At 50.4% G+C, this 12,683-nt stretch carries 10 protein-coding genes, 1 other RNA gene and 1 pseudogene; all 12 read right to left on the bottom strand.

The window, feature by feature from the left end:
• Positions 1-137: 137 nt before the first annotated feature.
• Positions 138-785 carry a recombinase zinc ribbon domain-containing protein gene (locus PBOR_RS37900; protein ID WP_245647992.1) on the bottom strand — a complete coding sequence of 216 codons (648 nt, stop codon included), beginning with the start codon at positions 783-785 and terminating at the stop codon, positions 138-140.
• Between the two features lie 159 nt (positions 786-944).
• Positions 945-1,022: pseudogene (locus PBOR_RS38530) on the bottom strand (hypothetical protein); the annotation flags it as partial.
• A 54-nt stretch (positions 1,023-1,076) separates the two neighbouring features.
• Entirely contained in the window at positions 1,077-1,745 is a 669-nt protein-coding gene (locus tag PBOR_RS37890; protein ID WP_245647991.1) for a recombinase family protein, read from the bottom strand.
• 101 nt (positions 1,746-1,846) lie between these two features.
• Complete coding sequence (locus PBOR_RS00920; protein WP_052429273.1) at positions 1,847-2,326, bottom strand: recombinase family protein; 480 nt, start codon at positions 2,324-2,326, stop codon at positions 1,847-1,849.
• Between the two features lie 394 nt (positions 2,327-2,720).
• Positions 2,721-3,085, bottom strand: a transfer-messenger RNA (tmRNA) gene (ssrA, locus tag PBOR_RS35975).
• Between the two features lie 202 nt (positions 3,086-3,287).
• Positions 3,288-3,767: an SsrA-binding protein SmpB gene (smpB, locus tag PBOR_RS00915; RefSeq protein ID WP_039296783.1), complete on the bottom strand. Its 480-nt coding sequence runs from the start codon at positions 3,765-3,767 to the stop codon at positions 3,288-3,290.
• A gap of 223 nt (positions 3,768-3,990) precedes the next feature.
• Positions 3,991-7,005: a ribonuclease R gene (gene rnr / locus PBOR_RS00910; protein WP_081972311.1), complete on the bottom strand. Its 3,015-nt coding sequence runs from the start codon at positions 7,003-7,005 to the stop codon at positions 3,991-3,993.
• Positions 7,006-7,238: 233 nt separating this feature from the next.
• Positions 7,239-7,472 carry a preprotein translocase subunit SecG gene (gene secG, locus PBOR_RS00905; RefSeq protein ID WP_042132758.1) on the bottom strand — a complete coding sequence of 78 codons (234 nt, stop codon included), beginning with the start codon at positions 7,470-7,472 and terminating at the stop codon, positions 7,239-7,241.
• Positions 7,473-7,743: 271 nt separating this feature from the next.
• Entirely contained in the window at positions 7,744-9,030 is a 1,287-nt protein-coding gene (gene eno / locus PBOR_RS00900) for a phosphopyruvate hydratase (protein ID WP_036687130.1), read from the bottom strand.
• Positions 9,031-9,089: 59 nt separating this feature from the next.
• Positions 9,090-10,634 (bottom strand): 2,3-bisphosphoglycerate-independent phosphoglycerate mutase, encoded by a 1,545-nt coding sequence (gene gpmI / locus PBOR_RS00895; RefSeq protein WP_042210029.1) that lies wholly within the window; start codon positions 10,632-10,634, stop codon positions 9,090-9,092.
• 2 nt (positions 10,635-10,636) lie between these two features.
• Positions 10,637-11,392 (bottom strand): triose-phosphate isomerase, encoded by a 756-nt coding sequence (gene tpiA / locus PBOR_RS00890; RefSeq protein ID WP_039302428.1) that lies wholly within the window; start codon positions 11,390-11,392, stop codon positions 10,637-10,639.
• A 33-nt stretch (positions 11,393-11,425) separates the two neighbouring features.
• Positions 11,426-12,607 carry a phosphoglycerate kinase gene (locus PBOR_RS00885; protein WP_042210028.1) on the bottom strand — a complete coding sequence of 394 codons (1,182 nt, stop codon included), beginning with the start codon at positions 12,605-12,607 and terminating at the stop codon, positions 11,426-11,428.
• Between the last annotated feature and the right edge of the window lie 76 nt (positions 12,608-12,683).

Below are 12,683 nucleotides of genomic sequence, written 5' to 3'. Positions count from 1 at the left end.
CGAATATTTCCATAAATTCATTCTTATAACAAAACATTCAGCCGACAATTGTATACAGAAGATTCAAAATAATGGATGCTACATACACATAGTCTCATACCATGAATACACTGTCAAAGCATTTGTCGGCTGATAATTTATATGTTTTTATAGCTTGTCACTATCATCTTTTCATATATCACCTGCCCAATACTGATAAGTCTTAACGATAGATAAAGCTCCTCCGTCTCCCTATACACCGTCACATTCGAAACAAACCTCTTCACCCACTCATTCATCAACTGCGGACTCGGCGTTTCCTCATCCAACAAACCAATCATCGTCTTAATGTCCTGCTGAAGCGTCTGTAGGCTCTCCTGCGACACACTAAATGCTTGACTGGCTGATTGTTGATCGGCGTGCTCTCTTCGCTTCTCCGTCAATTCAGAAGACATTTCGGAAATCATGTCCATGTAATATGCTTTGCCACTGCCAGTTCGCAGTTCCTGCTGCATCTGTTCAATCCGTTTCTCCAAGAAATTAATCTCGGCCTCCATGTTTGCTGCTGATACGATCTGGTGACGATTGGCTTCATCATGATACTTTCGAATCTCTTCCTCCAATTGATTGTCAAAGGTAAGCCGAAGTAACGCACTTCGAAGCTTGTTGACGACGATCTGTTCAATACGGTCCTTTCTCCAGCTTACATAGGGGCAGAACTCCTTCCCTTTCCGCATATAACCACCACAGACATAATATTTCTGGCCCCCATACTTCTTTGTCGTTGATGTCGAGTTGCCAACCATTCTTGACCCACACTTATCACATATAAAAATACCTCTGAGCCAAAATGGTGAAGCTGGCTTAATTTGATATGGATTATGAGTCACGCCGCCCCCATTATGCCTCTTCTCGGAACGCTGCTGACAGAGCTTGAATAATTCTTCATTAATAATGGCCGGTTGTGCATTCTCCGTAATGATCCATTCGGAGCGATCCCGCCACTTCTTCCCTTTAGTCTGATAGTCTTGCTTATTCCATATTCTGCGGCCCAGGTACGATTCATTATGGATAATGGCCTGAATAGTGCTGGCCGATCACTTCCCACCTTTTTGCGTTGGAACATTGCTTTCGTTAAGGAGTGAAGCTATTCTCTTGTACCCCATCTCTTCATAGGCATATTGACTAAAAATAAAGCGAACTGTATCAATCTCTTCCCGCGGTCCAAGTACCCATACCGCTTTTGTCTTTTGGTTGCCGAGTGCGATATGTTCAGTACGGTAAGCATATGGAGGCGTACCACCGTTGTTGTAACCTTGCTTGGCGTTCTGAGTCATGCCTTTACGGACTTCTACGGCCAGATTAGCATTGAAGAACTCAGAGATCACTTCCAGCATCCCCTCAAGCAGCATATCTTGCGGAGAATCAGCCTCTGTCTGTTCAACAATGGAGATTACCTTAACCCCACATTGCTTCAGCAAAGCCTTGTACAGCACATGATCGTCCCGGTTACGTGAGAAGCGGTCAAACTTATGCACTAGAATAGCTTCAAAAGAACGATTCGTGCGTTTCGCCATTGCAATCATTCGCTGAAACTCTGGACGATCATCAGTCTTGGCGGACTTACCTTTTTCGATGAATTCATTAACGATAGTCCATCCCTTGGTTTGGCAATATTGCTGCATAGCTTTGAGCTGGGCCGGGATTGATAATTCTTTCTCGGCTTGGCGTTCCGAAGATACACGTGCATATACGACTACTTTCATTACATTCATTCTCCTTTGTGTAGATTATTTGGGCAAAAAAAAGCAGGTACACCGTCAACGCGGCATACCTGCTTAGGGAAAGCTATTTGATTGGGTATTTCTTATTCGAACTTTGTGAGCCTACGAAGCTCCAAAACTGACTGAGCCGCATTCCAGAGCTTATCATCTATGATTGCGGGATGAGCGTCTTTTACGACGATCCATTCAACCTCAGCATTTCTGGTGCCTTCTACAATGCATTTTTTATTCCATATGCGATAACCGCGATATGCCTGGTTGCTAAGAATGGAAAGAACAGTGGAGGGGGTCCACCGTCTCCCGCCAGCACCTATACGATTCAGTTCACGCATAATACGTTTTCCACCCCAACCATCAGCGGCCAGCTCAAAAATAGTTCTGACAATTCCGACCTCTTCATTTGGTCCCAAGCAATACGTGACTTTAACGCCCTCACGCTTCCGGCGATAGCCAAACGGAGCCCGCCCTCCACAATGATATCCCTGTACTGCATTCTCTCTCATCCCTTTGAGCGTCTCATGTCTGAGATTGACGTTATAAAACTCGCTGATGACCTCCAGCATCCCTTCCAATAAAACACCATGTGGTGTATCTGGCTCTGTCGGCTCTGATGCGGAAGTTACGATAACGCCTTGTTTCAGGTATAAATGTAATCCGCTTGTAGTAAAGATAAAAACTGAGGGGCTTTAGAGAGATAACTGTAAGAATTAATGAATCGAGGTACGGATGATGAGGTATGGAAGGCGAAAACACACGCCGAAGGGGGGTGTTCATATCACTGGTTACGTGGCGGCCAAAACCTCCTGTCTCCGCATAGGCTCAGTGAAACTCACTATATCCATTAACAACAAGCCCCAGAAACCGAGTCACAGCAAGCATTTTAACCACCACGTATAGTCCAAAACAACCGCCGAAATGAAAAAAGACACCCATTAAGGTGTCTTTCACTGATACTCCATATGGAGCCGAGGGGAGTCGAACCCCTGTCCGAAGATAACGGCACATAAGCTTCTACGAGTGTAGTTACAGTTTTGATGTCACCCGAGTATCGCCCCGTAACCGGCTATACGTTGGGTCAGCCTGATTGTCTTCTTCAGCTCACCGCAGGCGGAGATGAGACAGCGTATCCCACTACTTGTTAGCCCCTATCCCTGTCACATGGGCGATGCAGGGTAGAAGCACGCGCACAGTTTCTTAGGCTGCGAAAGCGTAGTTGTTTTGTTGTTTGCCGTTTAATAGGCTTTAGCGTTGATGAAGCGGACGCGTCCCCACTACTCGCTACTCATGCTCGAACTATCCCCGTCGAATCCAAGAACGGCCCCTCATTAGAAAGGGCGCTTCGGATTAACGGATCAATGACAAGCATAAATGCTGATCCGGTTCACAGCTATCTTGATCAAGATGGCTGTTCAGAAGCAATAAGTTTTACTTACACAGTATAGCACATTTATCAACACTTTAACACGTGGGTTAAAGGAATTGAAGGTCGAATCTGGAACAATTGGGCGCAGGGTGGTTACCAGTCTACCGGGCGATCTTCTGTTTGTCGCGCAGCACACGCTGGATATCACGCTGAGCATCACGCTTCGCGGCGGAATCCCGCTTGTCGTATTCCTTCTTACCTTTACCTAGGCCGATCAGCAGCTTGGCATAGCCATTGCGCACATAAATCTTCAGCGGCACAATCGTGAAGCCATCCCGCTTCGAGGAACCGAGCAGCTTGTGAATCTGTTCCTTATGCATGAGCAGCTTACGTGTACGCGTTGGATCGGTAGGATTGGCGCGGTTCCCTTGTTCGAAAGGGCTGATATGCATATTGTGGATATGAATCTCACCGTTCCGGATAGTTGCAAAAGCGTCCCCAATGTTAGCGCGGCCGTTACGCAGCGATTTGATCTCAGTACCCGTCAGAACCAAACCCGCTTCATACGTATCCTCAATAAAATAATCATGGGAAGCTTTTTTGTTCTGGGCAAGCACTTTCCCGTCTGCTTTTTTACCCATGAAAGTCACTCCTTGAATCGAATTCCCGGCCTCTTATGAACGGACACCAGGTCTATATTGTATCAAAAGCCAAGCAGGCTGCGCAAGGAAGGATCACCCTATCCCGCAGCAATCATTTTGACATATGGGTGTCAGGAAGTGCTACGTTTCAGTTGAATAGAAGCAATTATATTCTAAAAAAGCACTGTCCCCCTAAAGGAACAGTGCCCTCTATTATTCCAGGTTAAGCCTGAGGTTTCTTCTTGCGCTTCCTGCGGCCCGCGCCCTCCGGATTGCCGCTCTTATCGCCAGCGCCTGCCGGTGCCGGATTAGTGGTCTCCACGTTGCCTGGAGTCACAGAGGTGCCGATGAAGACGCCGCCTTTCTTCTTCTTGCGGCGGCTCTTGCCCTCCGGCGCTGCGCCGTTGCCTTCACTGCCGAAGCTGCCGCCGAGGTCCTCGCGGCTGCGGAACCGTGTGCTCGCGTCTACGCCGCGCAGCTCACCGCCCGCCTGCTCGGCTCCGCCCCCGCTTGGCGCGCCGTAGCCGCCCTTGCCGGAGCCGAAGCCGAAGGCAATGCCGCGTCCCGCGGCACTGCCTCCGCCGTCTCCGCCGCGGCCTCTGCCGCGCTCACGCTCGCGCGGAGCACCCGAACCGCCGGCTTCGCCCCGGCGGTCCGCCTTCGCAGCGCCGCCCGCTGTGGAGGCGGCGGCAAGTGCACGCCGCGCTGCCGCTTCCGGCCCGCGCCCGCGCTTACGGCCGCCGCCTGCTGCGCCGCCGTCTTCAGCCGGCGCTGCGCCTGCCGGCAGCTCTTCACCGGCGCCCGCTCCGCCGCTCTTGCCTGCGCCGCCAAAGACGCTGCCTCTGGCCGCTGCATGGCCAGCCTTGCCTTTACCTGCGGCACTGAAGCCACCCGCACCGGCTGCAGCCCCGCCGTTTTTGCCCTTCCCAGCGCCGCCTTTACCCGCACCAATTGCTGCGCTGCCAGGCTTACCCTTACCTCCACGGCCCTTGCCACCGCCGCCAGCCTTACCCGCAAACGGCTTGCTGAAGCCTCCGGCTGCCGGACGGCCGCCTTTGCCGCCGCGTCCACCGTAGTTCCGGTGATCGCCTGCCGCGCGCGGCTTCATATCGACCAGTTCGAAGTCGATCGTATGATCGTCCATATTGACCTTGGCCACCCGGATCTTCACTTCGTCCCCGATACGGAACACCTTAGAGGTACGCTCACCGATGAGGGCCATATGGGCTTCATCGAAATGGTAATAGTCATCGCTCAACGCGCTGAGGCGGATCAGGCCTTCAACGGTGTTGTCCAGCTCGATGAACATCCCGAAGCTGGTCACGCTGCTGATCATCGCGTCGAATTCTTCGCCTACCTTATCCTGCATGAACTCCGCTTTCTTCAGCTGCTCAACGTCACGCTCAGCCTCTACCGCTACACGCTCGCGCTCTGACGACTGCTGGGCAATATCCGGCATCCGGGAAGCAAGATACTCATGGCGCTTCTCTGTCAGAGCTCCGCCATTCTCAAGCACCTCGCGCATTACGCGGTGGATGGCAAGGTCGGGATAACGGCGGATCGGCGAGGTGAAGTGGGAGTAGAACTCTGCCGCCAGACCGAAGTGGCCTGTGCTCTCGGCATCGTATTTCGCCTGCTTCATGGAGCGCAGCATCATCGTGCTGATCACCGTCTGCTCCTTGGTGCCTTGAATCTGCTCCAGCAGATCCTGCAGTGCACGCGGATGAACGGAATTTCCCCGTCCTTTGACGTGGTAGCCGAAGTTACCTGCGAAGGCCATGAAATTCTGCAGCTTCTCCGGGTCCGGGTCTTCATGAATCCGGTATAGGAAAGGAACCTTCAGCCAGTGGAAGTGCTCCGCTACTGTCTCATTAGCCGCGAGCATGAATTCCTCGATAATCTGCTCCGCCACTGAACGCTCACGCTTCACAATATCGATAGCTTTACCGGACTCATCTACGATGATCTTGCTCTCTTCAAAATCGAAGTCAACCGCTCCGCGCCGCATCCGGGCATCGCGCAGCTTCATCGCGATTTCCTTCATCAGGCGGAAATCAGCGATTAGAGGGGCGTAGCGCTCCAACAGTTCAGGATCTTCATCCTCAACAATTTTACGCACATCGGAGTAAGTCATTCTCTCCTTGGTACGGATTACACTCGTGAACACATCATGCTTCACAACCTTCATGTGCTCGTCAAATTCCATCTCACAGGACATCGTCAAGCGGTCTACCTGAGGATTCAAGCTGCAAATCCCATTCGACAGCCGGTGCGGCAGCATGGGGATGACCCGGTCAACCAGATACACGCTGCAGCCGCGGTCATAAGCTTCTTTATCCAGCTCGGAGCCTTCACGCACATAATAGCCTACGTCAGCAATATGAACGCCCAGCTTGTAATGGCCATTCTCCAGACGTTCAACGTTCACGGCATCATCCAGGTCCTTGGCATCCGCGCCGTCAATGGTCACAATATTCAGTCCTCGCAGATCGCGGCGGCCCTGCTGAATAATCTCTTCATCGGTAATAGAATCTGGCGCCTGCTCCGCTTCCGTCATCACCTCAGCCGGGAAAGCCTCCGGCAGCTGATGCTTGCGGATAACCGACAGAATATCCACGCCCGGGTCATCCTTATGACCGAGGATCTCGATGATTTCTCCTTCAGCCGCAGCACGGCCCTCCGGATAGTTCACAATGCGGACAACGACCTTTTCCCCATCAACCGCTCCCTTGAAGGACTGCTTGGGAATGAAGATATCCCGGTTAATCCGCTTATCATCAGGCAGCACGAAGCCATACGTCTCCAGGCTCTGGAATACGCCAACCGTCTGCGACACGCCTCTGATCAGAATCCGCTCGACTTCGCCTTCCATACGCCCGCCGGACGGGCTCTTCGAGGTAATCCGGATCAGTACGATGTCACCATTCATGGCGCCCTTCAGATCATTGGCATGGATGTACACATCCGGATGATCACGGTCATCGGGTATCAGAAAAGCAAAACCCTTCGCATGGGCCTGCAGCCGTCCGCGCAGCAGGTCCATCCGTTCCGGCACGCCGTAACGGCTATTCCGGGTTAGAATGATCCGGCCGTCCTTCTCCAGATCAATCAGCAAGGTTTCGAAGGCTTTGAACGTTTCGCTATCCTCTATTGCGAAATGGCTCACCAGTTCTTCATAAGTTAGTGGTTTATAAGCGGTCTCCCGCATGAAATCAAGTAGAATTTCTTGTGTTATCATCTTCGTCACCTCGGCCCTCCGCAGCATTCACATGCCGCTGGCATATATGTATGTCTTGTCCTAATGCATCTTTAATAAATCCAAGTAAATTTTACCTTTATATACTTCATACCCTAGTATACACGAAATCAATCCCGGGCATCCCTGTTATGATGTTCCCAGTGTTAAAACTGCATACAAAAAAGCCCCCGCCTATTCCATTCAGAACAGAGCGAAGGCTTACTGTAGGCAAACTAATCAATAACAATGGCCACAACGATTGACATGATGAAGAATCCTGCAGCCAATCCAACTGTTACACGCTGCAACACAAGCTCCATACCGCGTGCCTTTGTTTTACCGAAGAGATGCTCAGCACCGCCGGAGATGGCACCGGAAAGACCCGCGCTTTTCCCTTTTTGCAGAAGAACGACCGCAATCAGACCTACGGCAAAAATCAGAAGCACCACTTTCAAAAAGATATCCATTCACTTCCACCTCCTACGTCCAAGCATCACTATCTATGCTAAATTAGACCTCACGATTTCATAAACAGTATTTTTATTGTATCATAGCCATAGATTGAATACAACCATACAAACCTCATTCTACTAATCTGCCTATTAAATTCCTCAGGTTTGTCGCCTATAGGAGACAAGTACAAGCAGCAGCAGGCAACCTCGCTCGATTACAGAACGCGGCCAAAAGAAAAAGCCTGCCGAAGTCCGGCAGGCCTTTTAAATATAGGGTCAAAAGAAATTATCTTTTGAGGTTGTAGAAGGATTTCAGGCCGTTGTATTGAGCCAATTCGCCCAGTTCATCTTCGATGCGAAGCAACTGGTTGTATTTAGCAACGCGGTCTGTACGGGAAGGAGCACCCGTTTTGATCTGGCCAGCGTTAGTCGCTACAGCGATGTCAGCGATTGTGCTGTCTTCGGATTCACCGGAACGGTGGGAGATAACTGCTGTGTAACCAGCGCGTTTAGCCATTTCGATAGCATCGAAGGTTTCAGTCAGTGTACCAATCTGGTTAACCTTAACCAGGATGGAGTTACCGATACCTTTTTCGATACCTGTTGCCAGACGCTCAGTGTTAGTTACGAACAAGTCGTCACCAACCAATTGGACTTTGTCGCCCAATTTTTCAGTAAGCAATTTCCAGCCATCCCAGTCATCTTCAGACATACCGTCTTCGATGGTGATGATTGGATATTTCTCAACCCAAGAAGCAAGAAGGTCAACATACTCAGCGGAAGTGTAGGATTTGCCTTCACCAGCAAGTGTGTATTTACCGTCTTTGTAGAACTCAGTGGAAGCAACGTCCATACCGAGGAATACGTCAACGCCTGGTTTGTAACCGGCTTTTTCGATAGCTTCGATGATTGTAGTGATTGCTTCTTCATTCGAACCAAGGTTTGGTGCGAAACCGCCTTCGTCACCTACAGCTGTGTTCAGGCCTTTGGATTGCAGTACGGATTTCAGGTTGTGGAAGATTTCTGCACCTGTACGCAGAGCTTCTTTGAAGCTTGGAGCGCCTACAGGAAGAACCATGAACTCTTGAACGTCGATGTTGTTGTCGGCATGCTCACCACCGTTGATGATGTTCATCATTGGTACTGGAAGAGTTTTAGCGTTGAATCCGCCCAGGTATACGTACAAAGGAATATCCAGAGCTGCTGCAGCTGCACGAGCTACGGCCATGGAAACTGCCAGGATTGCGTTAGCGCCCAGCTTGCCTTTGTTAGGAGTTCCGTCCAAAGTGATCATCAATTTGTCGATGCCCACTTGGTCAAGAGCGTCCATACCGATTACTTCTGGAGCGATAATTTCATTTACGTTCTCAACAGCTTTCAGAACGCCTTTACCCATGTAACGGGATTTGTCGCCGTCACGAAGCTCTACAGCTTCATGAGCACCAGTGGAAGCGCCGGAAGGAACGATAGCGCGGCCTTTTGCACCGGATTCAAGATAAACGTCAACCTCTACAGTAGGGTTACCGCGGGAGTCAAGGACTTCGCGAGCATACACATCAGAAATAATAGTCATGTAAGTTTAATCTCCTTTTAACTTTGGTTTTAGTGTAACAATGTAACTTAGGGTATTACCTATTTGCGGCTGGCAATCATGGATTGTCCGGTCATTTCCGCAGGCTGCGGAAGTCCCATCAGATCTAAGATTGTCGGCGCCACGTCTGCAAGAATACCGGATTCACGCAGTACTACATCTTCAGTTGTAACAATGAAAGGAACAGGGTTGGTGGTATGGGCTGTGAACGGACGGCCGTTCTCATCGAATACCATATCCGCATTGCCGTGATCGGCAATGATGATTGCAACGCCGCCTTTGGCAACTACTGCATCCACAACTTTACCTACGCATTCGTCCGTTACTTCAACTGCCTTGATGGTAGGCTCCAGCATGCCGGAGTGTCCAACCATATCAGGGTTAGCAAAGTTCAGGATAATGGCATCTTGTCTGTCTGCTTCGATCTCCGCTACGCAGGCCGCCGCCACTTCGTATGCGCTCATCTCAGGCTGCAGATCATAGGTTGCCACTTTCGGTGAGTTGATCAGGATACGGGTTTCGCCAGGAAGCTCCTCATCGCGTCCGCCGCTGAAGAAGAAAGTAACATGCGGATACTTCTCAGTTTCCGCGATACGCAACTGCTTCTTGTTCTGCTGAACCAGCACTTCACCGAGCGTGTTGTCCAGGTTCTTCGGAGAGTAAGCCACGAAGCCTTGAACAGTCTCGCTGAAGGTAGTCAAACATACGAAGTGCAGACCTTCCGGGAATTTAGGACCACGGTCGAAACCGCGGAAGTCAGAGTTTGTGAATACTTGCGACAGCTGAATGGCACGGTCAGGACGGAAGTTAAGGAAAATGACAGAATCGCCGCTTTCCACTGTCGCAACCGGGTTGCCCAGGCTATCTACAATCACACTTGGCTCTACAAATTCATCATACACAGAATTCTGGTAAGATCCAGTGATCGCCTGAAGTGCATCGGTATATTTAGGGCCTTCGCCATATACCATTGCACGATAAGCTTTCTCTACACGTTCCCAGCGTTTGTCACGGTCCATGGCATAATAACGTCCGGATACCGTAGCAATCGTGCCTACGCCAACTTCTTCGATCTTGGCTACCAGGTCCTGAATGAACTTCTGTCCACTGTCGGGTGGTACGTCGCGGCCATCCATGAAGGCATGAATATAAACTTCATGCAAGTCTTCTTTTTTGGCCAGATCGAGCATGGCGAACAAGTGGTTGATGTGACTGTGCACGCCACCATCGGATACAAGTGCATAGAGGTGAAGCTTTTTGCCGGTTGTTTTGGCGCTTCTCACCGCAGCAACCAGCGTTTCGTTCTCAAAGAATTCCCCGTCACGGATAGACTTATCGATGCGGGTCAGATCCTGGTATACGATCCGGCCTGCGCCGATGTTAAGGTGCCCTACTTCAGAGTTACCCATTTGTCCTTCCGGCAGACCTACAGCTTCGCCGCAAGCGGTAAGCGTAGTATTCGGATATTGTTTCAGGTAACGATCGTAGTTCGGTTTGTTGGCTTGGGCAACCGCATTGCCTTCATCCGTGTTACGCAAACCGAAACCGTCCATGATGATTAGAGCTACAGGTCTTGGTGCTGACATTCTTACTTCGCCCCCTCAACGAGTGAAACGAAGGAAGCAGGCTGCAGGCTGGCACCGCCGACTAGAGCGCCGTCGATGTCGCTTTGACTCATGTACTCCGTTACATTCTCAGGCTTCACGCTGCCGCCGTATTGGATACGGACAGCTTCAGCAGTTGCTTCATCATACAAGCCTTTTACAAGGGTACGGATGTAAGCAATAACTTCGTTAGCATCCTGGGAAGTAGAGGATTTACCTGTGCCGATAGCCCAGATAGGCTCATAGGCGATAACTACGCTTGCTGCCTGTTCAGCGCTAAGGCCGGCAAATGCCGCTTCAGTCTGAACTTTGCACACGTCCTTTGTCTGGTCAGCTTCGCGCTCTTCGAGCTTTTCGCCTACGCAGACAATTGGAGTAATGCCGTGGCGGAATGCCGCATGCATTTTTTTGTTAACGATTTCGTCCGTTTCACCGAAGTATGCACGGCGTTCGGAGTGGCCGATAATAACATACTCCACACCAAGATCCTTCAGCATTACACCGCTGATTTCACCTGTGTAGGCGCCGTTATCTTCGAAGTGCAGGTTCTGTGCACCAATTTTGATGCTGGTGCCTTGTACAGCTGCAACAAGTGCAGGCAGGTTAGTGAATGGTGCGCAGATTACAGTCTCTACGCCTTCCACTTCCGCCTGGCCTTTGATTTCAGCGATGAAGCCTTCGGCTTCCGGAACGGTTTTGAACATTTTCCAGTTACCGGCAATGATAGGTGTTCTACTCATAGTAATGGATTGCCTCCTTCTACCTTCTACGTCTTACTTGTCGTTCAGTGCTTCTACACCCGGAAGTGCCTTACCTTCCATGAACTCGAGTGATGCGCCGCCGCCAGTGGAGATATGATCCATTTGGTCTGCGAGGTGGAATTTCTCAGCAGCTGCTGCGGAATCACCGCCACCGATAACAGTGTAACCTTCGGTAGTTGCGCAAGCCTGGGCTACGGCAATTGTACCTTCAGCAAAGATATCAATTTCGAATACGCCCATAGGTCCGTTCCAAACAACCAGCTTGGAGTTTTTGATGATATCGGCGTAAATTTCACGGGTTTTAGGACCGATGTCCAGACCTTCCCAGCCAGCAGGAATATCAGTTACATCTACAATTTTGGTATTGGCATCTGCACCGAACTTGTCAGCGACTACAACGTCAACCGGAAGCACGAAGTTTTTGCCCAGCTTTTTGGCTTTCTCGATGAATCCAAGAGCCGCATCGATTTTGTCGTTGTCCACCAAAGAATTTCCGATTTCGTAACCTTGAGCTTTGGTGAAGGTGTAAGAAAGGCCGCCGCCAATCAATACATTGTCAGCCAGAGTCAGCAGGTTGTCGATCACGTCAATTTTGTCTTTAACTTTAGATCCGCCGATGATCGCAGTGAAAGGACGTTCAGGATTGGATAGAGCCTTACCCAGAACGGACAATTCCTTCTCCATCAGAAGGCCGGATACTGCAGGCAGGAAATGAGCGATACCTTCTGTCGAAGCATGGGCACGGTGAGCCGCACCGAATGCGTCATTGACGAACAGGTCAGCCAGTTCAGCGAACTGCTTAGCCAGTTCAGGATCGTTCTTTTCTTCACCTTTATAGAAACGGACATTCTCAAGCACAAGCACGTCGCCTTCGTTCAGTTCAGCGATTTGTGCTTTTACCGCTTCGCCAATTGCTTCATCAGCTTTGGCTACCGGCTTGCCGAGCAATTCGGACAGGCGTACAGCTGCGGAAGTCAACCGCATGGAATCGACGAATTCACCTTTGGGACGGCCCATGTGGCTGGCCAGAATGACCTTTGCACCGTTCTCAATCAGGTATTTAATTGTTGGAAGGGTTTCGCGGATACGGGTATCATCAGTGATCTTACCGTCTTCCACTGGCACGTTGAAATCTACACGCACGAATACGCGTTTGCCTTTTACTTCTACATCACGGACACTTTTTTTGTTCATGATTAACATTTCCTCCACACCCAAAATTGGTTCGTTCACGAATCCATTTAGAAAGAGCGGAAACAGACTTTCATTG

The organism is Paenibacillus borealis, assembly GCF_000758665.1.
In the GTDB taxonomy this organism is placed as follows: domain Bacteria; phylum Bacillota; class Bacilli; order Paenibacillales; family Paenibacillaceae; genus Paenibacillus_AQ; species Paenibacillus_AQ borealis.
The sequence above is the reverse complement of the archived record's forward strand: the minus strand, read 5'-3'. Positions and strand labels throughout refer to the sequence as shown.